This window comes from Halohasta sp. A2 (assembly GCF_056175805.1).
Window position 1 is genome coordinate 47,665 of the sequence record NZ_JAQFWV010000002.1, and the last position, 18,906, is coordinate 66,570.

Annotated in this window: 20 protein-coding genes; 14 read left to right on the forward strand and 6 right to left on the reverse strand. The window is 62.2% G+C overall.

Going from position 1 to position 18,906, the window contains the following annotated elements:
- The first annotated feature begins 59 nt into the window (after positions 1 to 59).
- A complete protein-coding gene (locus O2S87_RS01090; RefSeq protein WP_475406951.1) occupies positions 60 to 956 on the forward strand; it encodes a ketopantoate reductase family protein in 897 nt (298 codons plus the stop codon).
- 19 nt (positions 957 to 975) lie between these two features.
- On the opposite strand, the gene O2S87_RS01095 is transcribed toward O2S87_RS01090, so the two are convergent.
- Complete coding sequence (locus tag O2S87_RS01095; RefSeq protein WP_475406952.1) at positions 976 to 1,143, reverse strand: DUF7556 family protein; 168 nt, start codon at positions 1,141 to 1,143, stop codon at positions 976 to 978.
- A gap of 124 nt (positions 1,144 to 1,267) precedes the next feature.
- On the opposite strand from O2S87_RS01095, the gene O2S87_RS01100 reads away from it, so the two are divergent.
- From O2S87_RS01100 to O2S87_RS01110, 3 genes are read left to right on the forward strand one after another with little or no spacing between them, the layout of a single operon-like run.
- Positions 1,268 to 2,125 carry a CBS domain-containing protein gene (locus O2S87_RS01100; RefSeq protein ID WP_475406953.1) on the forward strand — a complete coding sequence of 286 codons (858 nt, stop codon included), beginning with the start codon at positions 1,268 to 1,270 and terminating at the stop codon, positions 2,123 to 2,125.
- Positions 2,125 to 3,918 (forward strand): glycine--tRNA ligase, encoded by a 1,794-nt coding sequence (gene glyS / locus O2S87_RS01105; protein ID WP_475406954.1) that lies wholly within the window; start codon positions 2,125 to 2,127, stop codon positions 3,916 to 3,918. The genes O2S87_RS01100 and glyS overlap by 1 nt, the downstream gene beginning before the upstream one ends.
- Before the next feature lie 13 nt (positions 3,919 to 3,931).
- Positions 3,932 to 4,549: a dolichol kinase gene (locus tag O2S87_RS01110; RefSeq protein WP_475406955.1), complete on the forward strand. Its 618-nt coding sequence runs from the start codon at positions 3,932 to 3,934 to the stop codon at positions 4,547 to 4,549.
- A gap of 67 nt (positions 4,550 to 4,616) precedes the next feature.
- Here the strand turns inward: O2S87_RS01110 and O2S87_RS01115 are convergent, their stop codons facing one another.
- Positions 4,617 to 4,814 (reverse strand): hypothetical protein, encoded by a 198-nt coding sequence (locus tag O2S87_RS01115; protein WP_475406956.1) that lies wholly within the window; start codon positions 4,812 to 4,814, stop codon positions 4,617 to 4,619.
- A 186-nt stretch (positions 4,815 to 5,000) separates the two neighbouring features.
- Between O2S87_RS01115 and O2S87_RS01120 the strand changes: the two genes are divergently transcribed.
- The 9 genes from O2S87_RS01120 to argF all read left to right on the forward strand — a co-directional run bounded on the left by O2S87_RS01120 (position 5,001) and on the right by argF (position 14,207).
- Positions 5,001 to 6,200, forward strand: coding sequence for an argininosuccinate synthase (locus O2S87_RS01120; protein ID WP_475406957.1), 1,200 nt, complete (start codon positions 5,001 to 5,003; stop codon positions 6,198 to 6,200).
- Between the two features lie 2 nt (positions 6,201 to 6,202).
- Entirely contained in the window at positions 6,203 to 7,681 is a 1,479-nt protein-coding gene (gene argH / locus O2S87_RS01125; RefSeq protein WP_475406958.1) for an argininosuccinate lyase, read from the forward strand.
- 198 nt (positions 7,682 to 7,879) lie between these two features.
- On the forward strand, positions 7,880 to 8,050 hold the full coding sequence (gene lysW / locus O2S87_RS01130; RefSeq protein ID WP_475406959.1) for a lysine biosynthesis protein LysW: 171 nt from the start codon (positions 7,880 to 7,882) through the stop codon (positions 8,048 to 8,050).
- Between the two features lie 57 nt (positions 8,051 to 8,107).
- Positions 8,108 to 8,992, forward strand: coding sequence for a lysine biosynthesis protein LysX (gene lysX / locus O2S87_RS01135; RefSeq protein WP_475406960.1), 885 nt, complete (start codon positions 8,108 to 8,110; stop codon positions 8,990 to 8,992).
- Positions 8,989 to 10,059, forward strand: a complete 1,071-nt coding sequence (argC, locus tag O2S87_RS01140; RefSeq protein WP_475406961.1) for an N-acetyl-gamma-glutamyl-phosphate reductase — start codon at positions 8,989 to 8,991, stop codon at positions 10,057 to 10,059. Before lysX ends, argC begins: the two co-directional genes overlap by 4 nt.
- Positions 10,060 to 10,085: 26 nt before the next feature.
- Positions 10,086 to 11,069: an acetylglutamate/acetylaminoadipate kinase gene (locus O2S87_RS01145; protein ID WP_475406962.1), complete on the forward strand. Its 984-nt coding sequence runs from the start codon at positions 10,086 to 10,088 to the stop codon at positions 11,067 to 11,069.
- The gene (locus O2S87_RS01150) at positions 11,066 to 12,202 is read left to right on the forward strand and encodes an aspartate aminotransferase family protein (RefSeq protein WP_475406963.1); all 1,137 of its coding nucleotides are present in this window, start codon (positions 11,066 to 11,068) and stop codon (positions 12,200 to 12,202) included. The genes O2S87_RS01145 and O2S87_RS01150 overlap by 4 nt, the downstream gene beginning before the upstream one ends.
- Positions 12,202 to 13,323, forward strand: a complete 1,122-nt coding sequence (locus O2S87_RS01155; protein ID WP_475406964.1) for a [LysW]-lysine hydrolase — start codon at positions 12,202 to 12,204, stop codon at positions 13,321 to 13,323. The genes O2S87_RS01150 and O2S87_RS01155 overlap by 1 nt, the downstream gene beginning before the upstream one ends.
- On the forward strand, positions 13,320 to 14,207 hold the full coding sequence (gene argF, locus O2S87_RS01160) for an ornithine carbamoyltransferase (protein WP_475406965.1): 888 nt from the start codon (positions 13,320 to 13,322) through the stop codon (positions 14,205 to 14,207). The genes O2S87_RS01155 and argF overlap by 4 nt, the downstream gene beginning before the upstream one ends.
- 12 nt (positions 14,208 to 14,219) lie before the next feature.
- Here argF and O2S87_RS01165 read toward each other — a convergent pair whose 3' ends face one another.
- From O2S87_RS01165 to O2S87_RS01175, 3 genes are all read right to left on the reverse strand, one after another.
- Entirely contained in the window at positions 14,220 to 14,444 is a 225-nt protein-coding gene (locus O2S87_RS01165) for a hypothetical protein (RefSeq protein ID WP_475406966.1), read from the reverse strand.
- 142 nt (positions 14,445 to 14,586) lie between these two features.
- On the reverse strand, positions 14,587 to 15,048 hold the full coding sequence (locus O2S87_RS01170; RefSeq protein ID WP_475406967.1) for a histidine kinase: 462 nt from the start codon (positions 15,046 to 15,048) through the stop codon (positions 14,587 to 14,589).
- Between the two features lie 141 nt (positions 15,049 to 15,189).
- Entirely contained in the window at positions 15,190 to 15,672 is a 483-nt protein-coding gene (locus O2S87_RS01175; protein ID WP_475406968.1) for a pyridoxamine 5'-phosphate oxidase family protein, read from the reverse strand.
- A 157-nt stretch (positions 15,673 to 15,829) separates the two neighbouring features.
- On the opposite strand from O2S87_RS01175, the gene O2S87_RS01180 reads away from it, so the two are divergent.
- Positions 15,830 to 18,019 (forward strand): ATP-dependent DNA helicase, encoded by a 2,190-nt coding sequence (locus tag O2S87_RS01180; protein ID WP_475406969.1) that lies wholly within the window; start codon positions 15,830 to 15,832, stop codon positions 18,017 to 18,019.
- A gap of 153 nt (positions 18,020 to 18,172) precedes the next feature.
- On the opposite strand, the gene O2S87_RS01185 is transcribed toward O2S87_RS01180, so the two are convergent.
- Positions 18,173 to 18,646: a hypothetical protein gene (locus O2S87_RS01185; RefSeq protein ID WP_475406970.1), complete on the reverse strand. Its 474-nt coding sequence runs from the start codon at positions 18,644 to 18,646 to the stop codon at positions 18,173 to 18,175.
- Positions 18,647 to 18,906: the final 260 nt, after the last annotated feature.

The window sequence follows — 18,906 nt, forward strand, 5'->3', positions numbered from 1 at the left end:
ACATGTAGATCACACCGTCGACACGCGATCTTTTTCGACGCGGATCACCACTTGCACGCATGGAGATCGTCGTCTTCGGAGCCGGAAGCCTGGGAACGCTGCTCGGGGGACTCCTCGCTGCGGCTCACGACGTGACACTGGTCGGCCGCCCAGCCCACATGGAGGCGATCGCCGAACGCGGACTCACCATCGAGGGTGCAGTCGAAACCGAGGCCACAGTGTCGACGACGACCGACGGCGAGGGGCTCTCGGGAGAGGTGGGACTCGTGACCGTCAAAGCCAAAGACACTGCGGCGGCCGCCGAGGCGCTGTCGACGAACAGGATTTCGACGGTCTGCTCGCTGCAAAACGGGATGACCGAAGAACAGTTACAACAGACGCTGTCGGTTCCGGTGCTCGCGGGAACGACAACCTACGGAGCCCACCAGCGTGAACCCGGCACGGTCGAGTGTACCGGCATCGGAACGGTCACCGTCGGGGTAATCTCGGATGATCCAGTGGCTCGCAAACGGGCCGAAACGGTCGGCACGGCGTTTCAAGCCGCCGGAATCGAAACCATCGTTGCCGACGACATGGCGCGTCGACGCTGGGAGAAACTGGCAGTCAACGCGGCGATCAACCCCGTGAGCGCGCTCGCGCGAGTAGAAAACGGTGCAGTGCTCGACGATCCGCTGTGGAGTATCGCACGCTCGGCCGCCCGCGAGACCGCGACGGTCGCTCGCGCGGCGGGGGTCGAACTGACCAACGAACGGGCGGTCGAAGCCGTCAGCGCGGTCGCCCAGTCGACGGCGGCCAATCGGTCGTCGATGCGCCAGGACGTCGAGGCCGGCCGGTCGACCGAGATCGACGCGATCACGGGTGTGGTCGTCGAGCGAGCCGACCAGTACGGCATTGAGGTGCCAACCAACCGGCTGTGCTTGGCGCTCGTCTCCGGTATCGACCCAACCCAAAAATAGAACCGCCTAAGACGACAGGTCAACACCACTCAGCGAGCACCGGGGCGTCGGTCGCTTGGACCGATACCCACGCCTCGTCGCGGCTGATGTCCGCGATAACATACGATGGGCTACTGTCGGGTCCATCGATTGAGGCCATCACCTCGGCGCTCGCACCATCGGCAACAGGTGTGTGTTCCTGTGGCATGGTTGAATGTCACAACCTAAAGAATATAAACGTATCGAAAGGGACCGTACGCCGAACGGACGAATCGGCAAAATCGGCGATGGGTTCGGATGATACAAGAGGCTGGCCGCCCGTACAGCGAACTATGCACGTAGTCGACGCGATGACTCCGCGGACCGAGCTGGTGACCGTCGAGCTGCCCGGCACCCGTGACGATGTTCTGGAGTACCTACAGAGCCACGGCTTTTCGTCGGTTCCGGTGGTCAAAGAGAGCGACGGTCGTGAGGTCTACCGCGGACTCGTCTCGCGAGACGACCTGATCGACCGGCCGGACGAAGACCAGTTGGCGCTGTTGATGCGCGAAGTGCCGACGATCACGACCGATGCGGACATCCACGCGGCCGCCGCGCTCATGCGCGAGGAGAACGCCCGGCGGCTGCCCGTCGTCTCAGTCGACAACGAGACCGAACTGGCGGGCATCATCACGGTGACCGACGTCGTCCGTGCGATCGCTCGCGAAGAGATCGACGGCGACCGCGAGGTCGACGAACTCGCAACCCGAGATATCAACACCACGTACGTCGAGACCCCTCTTACAGTGGGCGAGCGAGAAATCTTCTACGCGAACGTCCCCTACACGATCGTCCTCGACGAGGAGGGTGATATGACCGGGATTCTGACTGAAGTCGACATCGTCGAGGTCGCCCGCGTGGTCGAAGGCGAAGACGACACCGGCGAGTCGATCGCCGAACAGGACTCCGAGTGGGCCTGGGAGGGTATCAAGGCGGTCGGCAACAGCTACTTCCCGACCCGAAACGTCGAGATTCCGGCCGAACCCGTCTCGGAGATCATGACCGACGAGGTGGTGACGATCTCGAAGACTAAAACCGCCAAAGAGGCCGCCCAGACGATGATCACGAACGATATCGAACAGATCCCCCTCGTTTCCGGCGGTGACCTCGTCGGGGTCGTCCGGGACGTCGACCTGCTCGGAGGGCTGTGATGGTCGACCAGAACGACCTCATGGAGTTGGCCAAACGCCGGGGGTTTTTCTTCGGTTCTAACGGGGCCTACGGCGGGACGGCGGGCTTCTACACCTTCGGTCCCGAGGGCGCATCGCTCAAACACAACGTCGAATCCGCCTGGCGCGACCAGTTCACCCTGCGGCTCGGCAACGACGAGATCGAAGCGCCAACCATCATGCCCGAGGCCGTCTTCGAGGCATCTGGCCACCTCGACGGCTTCGACGACATGCTCGTCGAGTGTGCCGAGTGTGGCGAAAGCCATCGAGCCGACCACCTGATCGAGGACGCAGTCGACGAGATCGAGGACGCCGAAGCGCTGGGCATCGAGACGGTCGGCGAACTCATCGCCGAACACGATCTGGCCTGCCCGACCTGCGGTGCGTCACTGGCTGGCGAACCAGTGGAAGATTTCAATCTTATGTTCGAGACCTCCATTGGCCCTGGTTCGGGCCAACCGGGCTACATGCGACCCGAGACGGCCCAGGGAATCTTCGTGGAGTTCCCGCGGCTCAAGGAGTACGCCCGCGGCCAACTCCCCTTTGGCGTCACGCAGATCGGCCCCGCCTACCGCAACGAGATCAGCCCACGGCGCGGGATTATTCGCGTCCGGGAGTTCACACAGGCCGAGTTGGAGCAGTTCATCGACCCCGACGAGGACGAGCCGCCACTCGACGACGTGGCAGCGGTCGACGTGCGGCTCTACCCGGCGACCGAACAGCAGAAAGACGACGGCGAGTACGTCGATACGACGATCGGCGAGGCAATCGACGAGGGAATTATCGGCTCGCCGTGGGTCGCCTACTACCTGGGGATCGCCCAACAGTGGTACGAACGCGTCGGCGTCGACACCGATCGGTTCCGGTTCCGCCAGCACCTCATCGGCGAGCGGGCGCACTACGCGGCCGACTGCTGGGACGCCGAAAGCGAGATCGACGGCAACTGGATCGAGATCGCCGGGTTCGCCTACCGCGGTGACTACGATCTGACCAAACACGCCGAGTACTCCGGCGACCGGTTTACGGTATTTAAACGATACGACGAGCCCGTGTCCGTCGAAAAGGCCGTCGTCGACCCCGATATGTCGGCGCTTGGCCCCGAGTTCGGTGGCGCGGCCGCCGACATCGCCGATGCACTCCAGGCGCTCGCCGAGGACGATCCCGATGCGTTCGACGGCGACGAGGTGACCGTCGACGTCGATGGCGAGCGCTACACGGTCGACACTGAGGTGACGAACTTCTCGGTCGAAAAACAGACCGAGTCGGGCGAACACATCACTCCGCACGTGGTCGAACCCTCGTTCGGCGTGGGTCGGACCGTCTATACACTCCTTGAGCACGGCTACCAAACCGACGAGGTCGACGCCGAAACACGGAGCTATCTCTCGCTCGAACCCGAGATCGCGCCGACCAACGTCGCCGTGTTTCCGCTGGTCAGCAACGACGACGACCTGGTTGAGCTCGCCGAGACAGTCTCACGGGCACTCAGGCAAGCCGGACTCTCGGTGTCGTACGACGACTCGGGCTCGATCGGTCGGCGCTATCGTCGACAGGACGAGGTCGGCACGCCCTTTTGTGTGACCGTCGACCAAACGGGGCTCGAAGGCGACAGCCAGCCGACAGTGACGCTCCGCGAGCGGGATTCGGCCACGCAGATCCGGCTGCCCGTCGAGGGGTTGACGGGGGCGATCACCGCGCTGCTGGAGAGCGATCACACGTTCGACGACCTCAGAGAGCGCTACGGCGACGTCGAAACCGACGTGACGACAACGTGAGCAGGGCTGCGAGATGAGCGAGTACGGTCGACGGGCGGTCCACGTCAGCGGGGTTGGCCTGCCACTGCTCTACCTGTTGGAGTGGGCGACGTGGACCCAGCTTCGGTTACTCATGGTCGGGCTGACCGCTGTGGCGTTCGCCCTGGAGTTCCTCCGGCTAGTCGTCGGGCTGAACCACTGGCTCTACGACGAACTCACCCGAGAGTACGAACAGGACAACGTCGCGGGCTACGCGTTTTATCTACTGGGGATGACGATCGTCGCGCTGCTGTTCGGCCCGGGAGTCACGATTCCGGCGATCCTCATGCTCGCGATTGCCGATCCGATCAGCGGTGCGCTGGGTGAAAACGGCCCACACGATCACAAGCGCCCAGCAGTTATCGGAATGACGTTCGGCATCTGTTTCCTGCTGGCAGTGCCGTTTACGGTCGCCTGGAGTTCGCTCGCGGCGGGCGCGGCCGCCGCGGCCGGCGGCGCTGCGTTGGGGGCGATCGCCGACGGAGTCAAACCCATTATCGCGGGCGTCGCCGTCGACGACAACTTCACCATGCCGCTGGCGGCCGCCGGTGGCATCGTGGGCGTGTTTCTGCTGTTGGGCGTCGACACCGGCTTCGATCCGTTCTTCATCTGAGTCGAACGGATTGTCAGCGAGACGCCGGAAACCGATGGCGTGCGAAACCACCACACGGCAGCCGAGATCACGTAATCGTTTTGTAGCAGAGCCCAAATTGTACTGTCAATGGCAGCGAGTCGTCGACCAGTTTCGCCCTCGGTTCAGTGGTGCCAGCGGGCACCCCAGCGGCGGCTGCGGCGACGGTGCCAGCGGGCACCCCAGCGGCGGCTGCGGCGACGGTGCCAGCGGGCACCCCGGCGACTACCGCGAGCGGGGCGGCCATACGTGGCCGACCTCGCCTCGTGCTGACGACCGGGCCATCATACGGTGCCAGCGGGTACCCGATCCGTCCGACCGTCAGTTCGTTCTTCCCGATATCCGATTTTCAGGCGCGTAGCCTGCTGTATAGCACTATTTTCGGAAAATAGAAACGCTGAATTTAAGTCCCATAACTCACAGAGTCTCAGTAATGACAAAGCGCGTCGCACTGGCGTTCAGTGGCGGTCTGGATACGACCGTCTGTGTGCCGGTTCTCGAAGAGGAGTACGGCTACGACGAAGTAATCGGCGTCACCGTCGACGTCGGCCAACCCGCCGAGGAGTTCGAAGAGGCCCGCGAGACGGCCGAAGCCCTCGATCTCGACCATCACGTGGTCGACGCGAAAGCCGAGTTCGCCGATCTGTGTTTCGATGCGGTTCGCGCGAACGCGGACTACCAGGGCTATCCGCTCGGGACTGCGCTCGCCCGCCCAGTGATCGCGAAAGCGATTCTCCGCGTCGCCCAAGAAGAGGGCTGCGACGGGATCGCCCACGGCTGCACAGGAAAAGGCAACGACCAGCTCCGTTTTGAGGCCGTCTGGCGCGCCTCGGATCTCGAAGTCATCGCGCCCGTCCGCGAGATGGGGATGACCCGCGACTGGGAGATCGAGTACGCCGCCGAGCGCGACTTGCCCGTTCAGGCCGGAAACGACGGCACCTGGTCGATCGACACCAACCTCTGGAGTCGCTCGATCGAGGGCGGCCAACTGGAGGAACCCGACCACGTCCCCGGCGAGGAGATCTACGAGTGGACCACCGCCCCAAGCGGCGAGACCGAAGAGATCGAACTCGAGTTCGACGAGGGGTATCCGGTCGGCTTCAATGGCGAGGAGTACGAGCCGATCGAACTCATCGAAGAACTCAACGAGCTCGCTGGAAGCTACGGCGTCGGTCGGACCGACACGATGGAAGACCGTATGCTCGGTCTCAAGGTGCGCGAGAACTACGAACACCCCGCCGCAACAACCCTTTTAAATGCACACAAGGATCTCGAATCGCTCGTGCTCACCAAAGAGGAACGCGACTTCAAGATGCAAGTCGACAACGAGTGGAGCCAGAAGGGCTACGAAGGGCTCGTCGACGGCCCACTCGTCGCTGCGCTTGAGGGCTTCATCGGCGAAACCCAGACGAAAGTCACTGGCACCGTTACAGTTCGGTTTGAGGGAGGCCAGGCCCGCGTCGTCGGGCGCAGCAGCCCATACGCCGTGTACTCCGCGGATGCGGCCTCGTTCAACACTGAGACGGTCGGCAAGATCACCCAGGAGGACGCGACGGGCGTCGCCAAATACCACGGCTACCAGGATCGCATCGCCGCACAGGCCAAAAAGGCAGCCGACGAAACAGACGAGTAACCATGACCGACGACTCGACAGCAGACGACGAAACGGTCGTCCGCCGGGACCGCTTCAGCGGCGGCCCCGCCCGCGAGTTCCTGTCGAGTCTCGCTGGCGACACGCGGATTTTCGCGGCTGATCTCGCGGTCGACCGCGCCCACGTCGTGATGCTCGCCGAACAGGGGATCATCGGCGACGATGAGGCCGGATCGATTCTCGACGCGCTCGCCGATGTCGAAACCGCAGGCCACGGCGAACTCCCCGATGGCGAGGACGTTCACGAAGCCATCGAATCGGCCGTCATCGACCGTGTCGGTCCCGACGGCGGTAAGATGCACACCGCCCGGAGCCGCAACGACGAGGTGGCGACCTGTATTCGCTACCGGCTCCGCGCCGACCTGTTGGAAGCCGTCGAAACCACGCTTGCACTGCGTGAGGCGCTGGTCGACGCGGCGGACGAGCACACTGACACACTGATGGCTGGCTACACGCATCTCCAGCCCGCCCAGCCGATCACGGTGGGCCACTATCTCATGTCGTACGCCTCGACGGTCGCCCGCGATACCGCGCGGCTCCTGGACGCCTACGACCGAACCAACGAGTCACCTCTTGGCGGGGCCGCGTTCGCGGGCACTCCGTTCGATATCGATCGCGAGCGCACCGCCGACCTCCTCGGGTTCGACGGCGTGGTCGACAACTCGATGGACGCCTCGTCAGCACGGGACTTCCTCGCCGAGACCACAGCCGCGCTGGCGATCCACGCCACGACGCTCTCGGGGCTGGCCGAGGACGTCATTATCTTCGCCAACAAGGGCTACGTCGATCTGTCGGACGACTACAGTTCGACCTCGTCGATCATGCCCCAGAAGAAGAACCCCGATACGCTCGAACTTACGCGCGCGGTCGCGGGCGACTCAATTGGGGAGCTGACGGGTCTGCTGTCGACGCTCAAAGGACTCCCGCGGGCCTACAACCGCGATCTGCAGCGCGCCCACCCCCACACGTTTCGAGCGGTCGACGCCGTCGTCGAAGCCTCGGCCGTGGCAGCGGGTGCGGTTTCGACCACGAGTTGGAACGCCGAGCTACTGGCCGACGAGGCCGGAGCAGGCTTTTCGACCGCAACCGGGATCGCCGATCTCTTGGCGATGGCCGGACTGCCGTTCCGGACGGCCCACGAGGTCGTCGCGCTCGCCGCCGAAAAAGCCGAAGACGCCGAGACCGAGGTCTCGGCCGACTTGCTTGAGGCGGCCACCGAGGAGGTACTCGGCGAGTCGCTATTCGAGTACATAGCGGAGTCGGCCGTCGAATCGGCCCTCGATCCGGCCCAGAGCGTCGACAGCCGCGATTCGAAGGGCGGTCCAGCAGCCGGAGCCGTCGAGGCAACCATCGCGGGCGCACGCGAGCAACTGGCAGCCGACAGCCAGCGGTTGGCCGACAAACGTGGCGCACTGGACGCTGCGGACGCCGCCCTCAGCAAGGAGGTCGACAGCTATGTCTGAAACAGTACACAACCGAGCGTTCACCCGGCTCCGACGACCCCCATCTGGGGGAATCAGTCCAACATGAAATTCGACCGAGAATTTCGACGAACCGGCGCCGCCCGATAATTCGCCCGGAGTGGCTACTCCGTTTATTGTAAACTTTCGGACAAGTTCGATGTGTTTAAGTATATAGGTAGGCAACGAGTGGGTACGCATATGACAGACGCAGAATGTCCGGAGTGCGGGGCCGAGGTTTCCCTACACGACGATTTGGAAGTTGGAGAGATCATCGACTGCGGCACCTGTGGTGCCGAACTGGAAGTCATCGACACGGAGCCGCCAGTCCTCGAACCAGCCCCTGAGCTGGAAGAAGACTGGGGCGAGTAAGCCGAACCGAGAAACACACCCGCCCAGTGGCGGTTTTGGGCATCCAATGACACTCATATGAAAGTCGGGATTCTATATTCGCGGATTCGCCGGGACGAAAAGCTCCTGCTGGGCGAGCTTCGGGAGCGGGACCACGAGATCGAAAAGATCGACGTCCGGAAACACCAGTTCGGCCTCGATGGCACGACCGCCGACATCCAAGACTGCGATATCGTCGTCGACCGCTGTCTGTCGACGAGCCGGTCGCTGTACGCGACCCGGTTTATCGACCACTACGGCATCCCGGTCGTCAACGGTCCCGAGACCGCCGACGTCTGTGCCGACAAGGCCAAAAACAGTCTCGCGCTCGATGCGGCAGGCGTCCCCACACCAGAAACAAAAGTCGCCTTTACCACGGATTCGGCGATGGAGGCCATCGAGGCGTTCGGCTATCCCTGTGTCCTCAAGCCCGTTGTGGGATCGTGGGGTCGACTCATGGCCAAGATCGACTCCAAGAGCGCCGCCGAGGCGATTCTGGAGCACAAGAAGGTCCTGGGTCACTACGAGCACAAGGTGTTCTACATCCAGGAGTTCGTCGACAAGCCCGGCCGCGATATTCGCGTTTTGGCCACTGACGGCGAGCCGGTCGCTGCGATGACCCGAAGCTCGGATCACTGGCTGACCAACGCCGCCAAGGGAGGCGAGACCAACGATTTCGAGCTTGACGACACAGCCCTCGAACTGGTCAAAAAGGCCAGCGATGCAGTGGGCGGGGGGCTACTGGGCGTCGACCTCATGGAGGTCGACGGCCCCGAAAGCGGCGAGTACACCGTCCACGAGGTCAACCACACCGTCGAATTCAAAGCCCTCGACAGCTGCGTGGATATCGACGTTCCCGCGGCCGTCGTCGACTGGCTGGAATCGAAAGCCAGTAAGCAGACTGACGAAATTACTACCACATGAGCAGTGGAAACGACGCCGAGGCGGGCGGGGAAACCTACACCGCGAGCGTCATCGGCGGCACCGGATTTACTGGCGGCGAACTCCTCCGCCTCCTTGCAGGTCATCCGAACTTCGAGATTCAACAGGCGACAAGCCGGTCGAAAGCCAACAAGACGGTCGGCCACTCACACCCGAACCTGCGCGAACTCGATCTGCGGTTCAGTTCACCTGACGACCTCGAATCGGTCGACGTGCTGTTCGCGGCGACTCCACACGGCGTCTCGATGGAACAGATCGATTCGTTCTACGAGCACGCCGACACGGTCGTCGATCTCTCGGCGGACTTCCGACTCAATACTGCCGAACAGTATGAGGAGTGGTACGACGGCCACAGCGCGCCCGAGTACCTCGAAAAGAGCGTCTACGCGCTTCCCGAATTGACCCGCGACGAATTGCCGGGTGCGAACCTGATCGCGAGTGGCGGCTGCAATGCCGCCTCGACGATTCTCGGCCTCAAACCGTTGTTCGACGCTGGAATCCTGGAGGGCGACGAAGATATCGTCGTCGACGTCAAGGTCGGCTCCTCGGAGGGCGGCGCGGGCGGCGGGGCGGCTTCGAGCCACCCCGAACGCTCAGCGGTCGTTCGTCCCTACGCGCCGATCAGTCACCGTCACGAGGCCGAAATCGAGCAGTTCCTCGGTATTTCGGTTTCGTTTACCGTACACGCGGTCGACATGATCCGCGGTTCGTCGGCCACCTGCCACGTCTTTCCCGGCGCACCCGTCTCGAAGGGCGACCTCTGGAAGGCCTACCGCGGAAGCTACGAGGACGAGCCGTTCATGCGACTCGTCGCGGGCGGCGGAGGCGTCTACCGCTACCCCGAACCGAAGGCGGTCGCCGGGACCAACATCGGCGAGGTCGGCTTCGAACTCGACCCCTCGAACAAGCGTATCGTCGCCTTTTCTGCAATTGACAACATGATGAAAGGCTCGGCGGGCCAGGCGATCCACGGCACCAACGTCGCGCTCGGCCTCGACGAAACGGCGGGCCTCGATTTCATGGGCCTCCACCCAGTCGGCGCGCCATAGCACCGCTGGCTGTTTAGGATTTTACTATGACCGGATACACTACAGACGCGCGTGATGCTCGTATTTCCGAGCCGCGCACAGACGACCAGTCGACCGAATCGGCCGCCCACCAGGCGAACCAACTACGTTCCGACGGTGGCCGACGGCCCCCGGTCGTGGTGAAGATCGGCGGCGCGAAAGCCGTAGAGCCCGAGGGCGCAGTCGACGACATCGCGGCGCTCGTCGGCGATGGCCGCGAGGTCGTGGTCGTCCACGGCGGCTCGACCGCGGTCGACGAAACGCTCGAACGCATGGGGATCGAGCCGACCTACGTCGAAACGCCCGGCGGCGTCACCGGCAGATTCACCGACGAAGAGACCATCGAGGTCTTCGAGATGGTGATGGCGGGCAAACTCAACACTGAGCTGACAACCCTGTTTCGCAACGCGGGTGTCGACGCACTCGGCCTCTCTGGTGTCGACGGCGGTCTGCTGACCGGCCCGCGGAAGTCGGCCGTTCGCGTCCTGGAGGACGGCAAAAAGAAGATCAAACGCGGCGACCACTCCGGGAAGATCACCGACGTGAACGTCGGGCTCCTGGAGTCGCTGCTCGGCGACGGCTACACACCCGTGGTGAGCGTGCCAATGGCTGGCGAAAACAAGGACGGCTCAGTCACACCGGTCAACGCCGACGCCGACCGCTCGGCCGCGGCGATTGCGGGCGCACTCGGCGGTGAGCTTATCATGCTGACAGATGTAACCGGCATTTACGCTGATCCGGACAATCCGTCGACACTGATCGAGTCGGCGTCGACGCCCGCGGAGTTAGATGATATAAAAGCGGCGGCAGAAGGATTTATGACAAAGAAAGTGATGGCAGCGACCGAGGCACTCGACGGTGGCTCACCGGCAGTATATATTGCCGATGCGAACAGTGACACGCCCGTAACCAACGCCCTCGACGGAACCGGGACGACGATCCACCGGAGTGTCCTGGACACCGCCGAAGAGCCAGCGGAGGCCGACCAATGAGTGGCTTCGTCTTTTCGGAAAAACCAATCGACATCGACCACGGCGAAGGACCCTTCCTCTACAGCGAGGACGGAACCGAGTACCTGGATTTCGGCGCGAGCTACGCGGTCGCGCCGCTGGGCCACAGCCATCCCGCCGTGACCGAGGCTATCCAGCACCAAGCCGAGACGCTGACCTACGTCCAGGCCTCGTATCCGGTCGACGTCCGAACCGAACTGTACGACAGACTCGCAGAGCTCGCACCGGGCGATCTCTCGAAGGTGTGGCTCTGTAACTCAGGGACCGAAGCCAACGAGGCCGCGATGAAGTTCGCCCGGAGCGCGACCGGGAACTCGAAGATCGTCGCCACCAAGCGCGCGTTCCACGGCCGCACGATGGGCGCACTGGCGATGACCTGGAAAAAGAAGTACAAGGCTCCCTTCGAGCCACTCGCTGGCGACGTGGAGTTCGTCACATACGGCGACGAGGAAGAACTCCAAGACGTTGTCGACGAAGACACAGCAGCGGTCTTTTTGGAACCCGTCCAGGGCGAAGGCGGCATTCATCCGGCGACAGTGGAGTATCTCGAAACTGCCCGCGAAGTGACCGCCGAGGCCGGAGCCGCGCTGGTGTTCGACGAGATCCAGACCGGTGTCGGCCGAACGGGAACCATGTGGGCCTGCGAGCAGGCAGGGGTGGTTCCCGACATTCTCACGAGCGCGAAAGGGATTGCGAACGGGATGCCGCTCGGCGCGACGCTGTGTGCCGACTGGATCGCCGAGGACTGCGGGAATCATGGCTCGACCTTTTCGGGTGGGCCAGTGGTTGCTGCCGCATCGAACGCGACGCTCGAAACACTCGTCGACGAGGAGATTCCCGCCCACGCTGCCGAGATGGGCGACTACATGATGAGCGAGATAGAAGCCGCCGCCGAGGAACACGAGCTTCCGGTTCGGGAGATCCGCGGCAACGGACTGATGATCGGTGTCGAGGTGAAACGAGGGGCCAATCGTGTCCTGCGTGATCTCGCTATCAACCATCAGGTGTTGGCGCTCCCGGCAGGCCGGACGGTCGTTCGATTCCTGCCGCCACTGACGATCCAGAAAGATCACGTCGACGCGGTCGTCGACGCACTGACGGAGGCACTCTCCTGATGGCCGTTGGAACGGACGCCGACGCGGTGCTCGACCATCCCGCAGTCGACACCGAGGGCCGCGAACTCCTCACGAAACTCGTCTCGATTCCCTCCGTATCAGGCAACGAAACGGAGGCCGCCGAAGCACTGGCGGCCTTTTTTGAGGACCATGACCGCGAGGTCTGGATCGACGACATCGGCAACGTTCGCGCGCCCGGTGACGATACGATCCTGCTCACCTCACACATCGATACGGTGCCGGGTGATATTCCGGTCGAAATCAAAGACGGCGAGGAGGGGGCGGAACTCTGGGGCCGCGGTAGCGTCGATGCGACGGGGCCACTCGCCGCGATGGCGATTGCTGCAGTGGAAACAGGGGCCTCGTTCGTGGGAGTCGTCGGCGAGGAGTCGACCTCGCGCGGCGCGTGGCACCTCATCGAGAACCGTGAGGCTCCCGAGACCATCATCAACGGCGAGCCATCCGGCTGGGACGGCATTACGCTGGGCTACCGTGGCTTGCTTGAGGGAACCTACGTCGCAACGAGTGAATCCGGCCACACCTCCCGGCCCGATCCGAACGCGATCCAACACGCCATGAGCTGGTGGGAACGCGTCGAAGACGTTTTTGAACCTGATGAGTGGATTCCGGTTTTCGAGCAGGTCACGACGAAACCAGTTGAGTTTGAGGGCGGCGTCTCGGTCGACGGGCTGTCGATGGACGCCACCATGGAGTTCCAACTCCGGGTGCCGCCCGAGCGCACCCCCGAGGAGGTCCGGGAACTCTCCGATGCCGAACTGGAGACAGGGACGGTCAACTGGACCGAATTCATCCCGGCAGTGATGACCAGCCCCCGCACCGAAGTCGCCCGACTGTTTCGGGTGGCGATCCGGAAACAGGGCGGCGATCCTCGGCTCTTGCGAAAGACCGGGACGGCGGATATGAACATCTACGCCGAAGAGTGGGGCTGTCCAATCGTCAGCTACGGCCCCGGTGATTCGAACCTCGATCACACGCCTCACGAACATCTTTCACTTACTGAGTTCGACCGCTCGGTTTCGGTGCTGATCGACGTTTGCGAGCAGCTTGGTGTCGAACAGACAGACGGAGCAGGCGAGACGACGACGGAGCAAGCCCAATGAAGGCGAATAACTTCCTCGATATCGACGATCTGTCGGCCGACGAGGTCGACGCGGTACTGGCGCGTGCGGCGGCACTGAAAAACGGCGACGACGACAGCCAGCTGTCGAACCAAACACTGGGGATGCTGTTCGAAAAGCCGAGCACCCGAACCCGGATCTCCTTCGAGACGGGGATGACCCAACTGGATGGCCACGCCATCTTCATGGGCCCTGAGGATATCCAACTGGGCCACGGCGAGCCGCTGAAAGACACCGCCCGCGCGATGGGTCGGTACGTCGACGGCATTATGGCCCGCCTCTTCGCCCACGAGGATGCCGAGATTCTGGCCGAATACGCCGACGTGCCCGTGATCAATGGGCTCACCGACGACGCCCACCCGTGTCAGACCCTCGCAGATCTGTTGACGATCCGCGAGCAGTTCGACGACGACGTCCAGGTCGCCTGGGTCGGCGACGGCAACAACGTCGGCCAGTCGTTCGCGATTGGGTGTGCGCTCGCGGGAGTCGACCTGACGGTCGCCACGCCAGTGGGTTATGAGATGGACGACGCGGTCATCGACCGAGCGGGCGAACTCGGTGAGGCCCCCGAGGTGTACACCGACCCAGAAGCAGCAATCGAGGGCGCAGACGTGATCTACACAGACGTATGGGTGAGCATGGGCCAAGAGAACGAACGCGAAGAGAAACTCGCGGCCTTCGAGGGGTTCCAGTTGAACGAGGAACTCTTGGACGGCACTGACGCGAAAGTGATGCACTGTCTACCGGCCCACCGTGGCGAGGAAATTACGGATTCCGTCCTAGAGAGCGACCGATCTATCGTCTGGGACCAGGCCGAAAACCGGCTTCACGCCCAAAAAGCCCTGCTCGTCGAACTGCTCGGCTAGTCGACCACCTGCTCAGAGTCGACAGGTGACGTACGCATCGAGTTCGCTGGGATCGATCTCGCTCGGAAACGAACCCTGAACGCTATGAGCCGCGTCATCGGTCGCACGGATATGTGTCCGAAGATTGTTGATCGTCGACAGACACGTCGAATGAGTCCGTACACAGAGTCTCGTTGTACTACAGAGCGGACAGGTCCACCGACAGAACATCGTCTCCAACTGTTTTCGTGTGTGCATTATATACTAACATAAATCAGAACCGCCGATAAAAAACTCTTGTTCAGAAAGCCATGACGAACGGGTGAAAACTGAGTTTGAAGTGCCTAATTAGACATAAATAGTACAAATACCTATTTGATTGTAGATATTGTAGGTCGACTTACTCGGTGAAGGCGGCGTACAGCACACCGAGCAGGCCGCCGTAGACGACGTGACCCACGAGGCTCATCGGGTTGCTATCGGGGACCGGCGGGGTCACTGGCAGCACTGCGCCGACCCACAGCGGCATGACGACCGCGCCGAGGATCGCCCAGAGGGCGATGCCGTAGACGATGCCTGCACCGAGGCTCCTGCCGAACGTGTTCGTGTACTGTGGGGCCGCGCGGGCGAAACCAGCGAAGAGTACACCCAACACTGCCGAGTGGGCCATGTGGATCGTCCAGCCAGCGACGCCGCCGCTGAAGCCGTACAGGCCGGGGATCGCCCCGGCGATGATCTCCGGCATCATCGTCGACATGAGGACACCGAAGACAAGGCCGCCGCCCAGCCCGCCGAGGACGCCCGCTTTCCAGTCTGCGAGGTTCACTACCGTTGCCGTTCGCGTGGAGGTTTTTGTTGCCATTGCAGGTGAAACGACGCGCAAGTACCGGAAAATCCTGCCTGAGTTCGGCGTTGCTGGCGCACACTACCGCAACAGCTATGTGCGGTAGTCAGTATCACACGAGAAGTCGACATCAGTTCCGACCAACCCAGAGGCGCTCGGCTACTCGTCGACGGGAGGCTCTTCGATTCCCGGTGGAAGGCCGAGATGTTTGATTCCGGTGCGTTCGTGAATCTCGAACCGAAAGAGGGTGGTGGGTTCATCGACGCTGGCCTGTCTGAACACCTCGGGTCGCCATCTGATCTCCATCTCGTCGAGAACCGACGTGAGTTCGCTGTCGGGAACCTCACTGAGCGAGCCCGAAAGCAGAACGCTCCGCCAAATGAACGGCGTCTCGGCGCTGTAGACGAGAAACCGGGCGGTCTCGGCCCGTTGGCTCAGCTCGTGTTTACGGCTCTCGCCGCCGAGAACGTAGACGAAGTAGAGCGCGGTCTCGCCATCGAACCAAAACGACAGCGGCCGTAGCATCGGGAGTCCGTCGGTGGGAATCCCCAACACGCCGGTGCTCTGACTCGACAGAAAGCTCTGAATGTTTTCGTCACTCATCGGCTCCATCCCGTACTCGGCGAGGCCGTCGACGGTCATAGCTCACACTCACGGCCGTCGGCCGCATAAGCCATCGCTCGCGTCGGGTGAAATGATAATAGACACTGGAGACAGGTTGGTTCTGCCACAGGTACCGGTCGACTACTTTCACCCCGGCCACCACACCTTTTAAACCAGTGAGGCCAAAGAAGGGGCTGTGGCAACCGCAGACGACCAGCTACGGTTCTTTCCGTACGAAACGCCGTACCCGAACCAGCGCGAGGCGATTGACCGGATCGCCAACTCGCTGAGCAGCGGCCAAGACGTCCTCTTGGAGGGCGCACCCGGCACTGGCAAGACGCTCTCGGCGCTCGTGCCCGCGCTCGAATACGCCCGCGAACACGACAAAACGGTGGTCATCACGACCAACGTCCACCAACAGATGCGCCAGTTCGTCGAAGACGCCCGCGCGATCACCCGCACCGAGCCCATTCGCGCCGTCGTATTTAAAGGCAAAGCCAAGATGTGCCATATCGACGTGGGGTACCAAGAGTGCCAGAGCCTCCGGGATACGACCCGCAAACTGGTCGAGACTGAAGACGACAAAAACCAGCTCGCTGCCCGCCAGCGCGAACTGTTGGAGGCGAGCACGGAGGGCGATTCGAGTGCGATCGAGGCTCGAAGCGCGGTGATGGACGAGCTCGATTCGGTCGACGCCGAGTTGGAGGAGCTCCAGGACGGCAACGTCTGCGACTTTTATTACAACAACCTCGTCGACGACACCGACGAGTTTTTTTCGTGGCTCTTTGATGACGTTCGGACGCCCGACGACGTGTACGAATACGCCGACGAGCAGGGACTGTGTGGCTACGAACTCCTGAAGGAGGGCATGGAGGGTGTCGACCTCGTGGTCTGCAACTATCATCACCTGCTGGATCCGATGATTCGCGAGCAGTTCTTTCGATGGCTCGACCGCGATCCGAGCGACGTGATCACGGTGTTCGACGAGGCCCACAACATCGAGGACGCCGCCCGGGATCACGCGACGCGGACGCTGACCGAAAACACCCTCCAGTCGGCGCTCGACGAGCTGGAGGGCCTCGACGACTCGCGTGCCGAGCCCGCTCGAAACGTGATCGAGGCGTTTCTCGACGCGCTACAGTCGACCTACGACAAGGGGCTGGGCACGAAGATCAACTCTCGAAAGGTCGGCGACGAGTGGACCGATCTCGCGGTGGCGAACCGCGACCGCCGAGACGATCTGACGCTGGCGTTCTTGGGTCGCTACGAGGGCCGCGGGATCAGTATCGAAGCCGAACTTGCGGTTCAACTGGGGAAGGTACTCGACGAGGAGTACGAACAGGCCTACAGGGACGGCGAGGCGACGACGCGGGCCGAGTGCCAGACGCTCCAAGCGGCGACCTTTATCAACACCTGGATGTCAGAGGGCGACGAACTCGGCCAGCATCCGATGGTCGGTGTCCGGCGGGACGCCACGACAGAAGAGATCTACGGGCGGGCCGAGTTGTACACCTGTATTCCCCGCGAGGTGACAAGCGAACTGTTCGACGAAGTGTACGCGAGCATCCTGATGAGCGCGACGCTGCGGCCCTTCGACGTGACCGAGGACGTCCTCGGCCTCGACTCACCGGCGCGGCTGGCCTACAAACTCGGCTATCCCGAGGCCAACCGCCGGACCTACGCCGCGAGGGTACCGGCGCTGTTCGCCAGCGAGCGGGACAACCCCGACACTCAGGAGACGATTACCGAACTGCTCCAGGACGTGATCCGGTTTACGCCCGGCAACACCCTGCTGTTTTTCCCCTCGTACTCGGAGTCCGAGCGGTACTACGACCGACTCGACGACAGCAACAGGAGCGAGGACCTCGGAACGCTAGTGCTCGATGGCTCCGACCGCTCGACCGAGAAACTACGCAAACGGTTCGTCGACAGCGACAATGCCACGCTGTGTACCTCGTTGTGGGGCACGCTCGCCGAGGGGGTGAGCTTCGACGGCGACGATGCCCGGACCATCGTGGTCGTTGGGGTGCCGTACCCCCATCTCTCCGAGCGGATGGAGGCGGTCCAAGAGGCCTACAATCGGGCCTACAGCGACAGTCGACGCACGCGGGATGCGGGCTGGGCCTACGCCGTCGAGATCCCGACAATCCGCAAAACGCGACAGGCGTTGGGGAGAGTGATTCGATCACCGGAGGATTTCGGCGTGCGAATTCTGGCCGACAAACGCTACACACAGGCCGATATGGGCAAATACAGCGTTCGCAAGAGCTTCCCGGTCGAAGAACGCAAGGAGTTGGTCGACATCAAGCCGCAAAAGCTGAAATTTGCCATGCTGAACTTTTATACTGATCACGACGCCTATGGCGGAAATCCACCGGAGCCGTGAGCGGTGCTGTATCCTCTCCCTACTCGCTCCCGCTGGTCGCTCCTTGAGGAAGGGGCCTTAGCACCTCGAACCAGGTAATCAGCCCACACCGCAGTTGGGATTGGAGTCCGTACGTCGACCGTGTTGTCGACCTCGTAAAAGAGCCCAAATCGGTTAGATGAAAAAGCCCTTGAAGACGTTGATGACTACCCACTTGACTTTCTCGATGGTTTGGCCGTCTTCGCCCGTAATCACGATATTGTCGTTTGCAACCGCATCCCGGAAGGCTGCTGCGGGATTACTTGCAGCGGTGAGTTCTTCGACGGTCGCTCGGTCCGTAGTGATCTTGCGTTTCGCATCCCCACTGGGGTTATCGTCGATCTCTGTGATGCGGTTGTCGTCGTCCATGACGATCGAGTAGGTGATCTCGGAGTCCCCGTCTTCGATGTAGATATTACTGGTACCGGCGAGGCTGATCGGCCCGAGGTCGACGCTGTCTGCGTTCTCGTTGTAGAGCGGAACCATCTCGTCTAGGGATTCATAGAGGTCAGCGTCACCGCTGTCCGACTGGGCGACTGCGCCGCCACTCACTGCACTCACGAGCAGAACCACGACCAGCAACACCTGTGGAATAAGTTTAATATTCATTTTCGAATATATAAAGTCACGTGAGCATATAAATTAGATGTATATGGGATACTAACACACTATTGGCCGTGTGTTCTTTTTCTTCCAGTTCGGTCGACAGCGTAGTCACTGTACGGTGTGTTTGAACACGGTCGACCAACGGTGTGGGACTGGGGAACCTATCGTTCAGCGTTCCATCGATTAGGATCGAGAAAGGCCGACAGCACGTGCGGCCCGGCGTTCATTGAGATTCGGACGATGTCACAACACTTTATGATTCA

Excerpts from the sequence above, each read along its gene's own strand:
- argH (WP_475406958.1), top strand. The coding sequence starts at position 6,203 with ATGACCGACGACTCGACAGCAGACGACGAAACGGTCGTCCGCCGGGAC.
- O2S87_RS01110 (WP_475406955.1), top strand. The coding sequence starts at position 3,932 with ATGAGCGAGTACGGTCGACGGGCGGTCCACGTCAGCGGGGTTGGCCTG.
- O2S87_RS01145 (WP_475406962.1), top strand. The coding sequence starts at position 10,086 with ATGACCGGATACACTACAGACGCGCGTGATGCTCGTATTTCCGAGCCG.
- lysX (WP_475406960.1), top strand. The coding sequence starts at position 8,108 with ATGAAAGTCGGGATTCTATATTCGCGGATTCGCCGGGACGAAAAGCTC.
- O2S87_RS01170 (WP_475406967.1), bottom strand. The coding sequence starts at position 15,048 with ATGGCAACAAAAACCTCCACGCGAACGGCAACGGTAGTGAACCTCGCA.
- argC (WP_475406961.1), top strand. The coding sequence starts at position 8,989 with ATGAGCAGTGGAAACGACGCCGAGGCGGGCGGGGAAACCTACACCGCG.
- O2S87_RS01120 (WP_475406957.1), top strand. The coding sequence starts at position 5,001 with ATGACAAAGCGCGTCGCACTGGCGTTCAGTGGCGGTCTGGATACGACC.
- O2S87_RS01155 (WP_475406964.1), top strand. The coding sequence starts at position 12,202 with ATGGCCGTTGGAACGGACGCCGACGCGGTGCTCGACCATCCCGCAGTC.
- O2S87_RS01095 (WP_475406952.1), bottom strand. The coding sequence starts at position 1,143 with ATGCCACAGGAACACACACCTGTTGCCGATGGTGCGAGCGCCGAGGTG.
- O2S87_RS01175 (WP_475406968.1), bottom strand. The coding sequence starts at position 15,672 with ATGACCGTCGACGGCCTCGCCGAGTACGGGATGGAGCCGATGAGTGAC.
- O2S87_RS01165 (WP_475406966.1), bottom strand. The coding sequence starts at position 14,444 with ATGCACACACGAAAACAGTTGGAGACGATGTTCTGTCGGTGGACCTGT.
- lysW (WP_475406959.1), top strand. The coding sequence starts at position 7,880 with ATGACAGACGCAGAATGTCCGGAGTGCGGGGCCGAGGTTTCCCTACAC.
- O2S87_RS01100 (WP_475406953.1), top strand. The coding sequence starts at position 1,268 with ATGCACGTAGTCGACGCGATGACTCCGCGGACCGAGCTGGTGACCGTC.
- O2S87_RS01090 (WP_475406951.1), top strand. The coding sequence starts at position 60 with ATGGAGATCGTCGTCTTCGGAGCCGGAAGCCTGGGAACGCTGCTCGGG.
- O2S87_RS01185 (WP_475406970.1), bottom strand. The coding sequence starts at position 18,646 with ATGAATATTAAACTTATTCCACAGGTGTTGCTGGTCGTGGTTCTGCTC.
- argF (WP_475406965.1), top strand. The coding sequence starts at position 13,320 with ATGAAGGCGAATAACTTCCTCGATATCGACGATCTGTCGGCCGACGAG.
- glyS (WP_475406954.1), top strand. The coding sequence starts at position 2,125 with ATGGTCGACCAGAACGACCTCATGGAGTTGGCCAAACGCCGGGGGTTT.
- O2S87_RS01115 (WP_475406956.1), bottom strand. The coding sequence starts at position 4,814 with ATGGCCGCCCCGCTCGCGGTAGTCGCCGGGGTGCCCGCTGGCACCGTC.
- O2S87_RS01150 (WP_475406963.1), top strand. The coding sequence starts at position 11,066 with ATGAGTGGCTTCGTCTTTTCGGAAAAACCAATCGACATCGACCACGGC.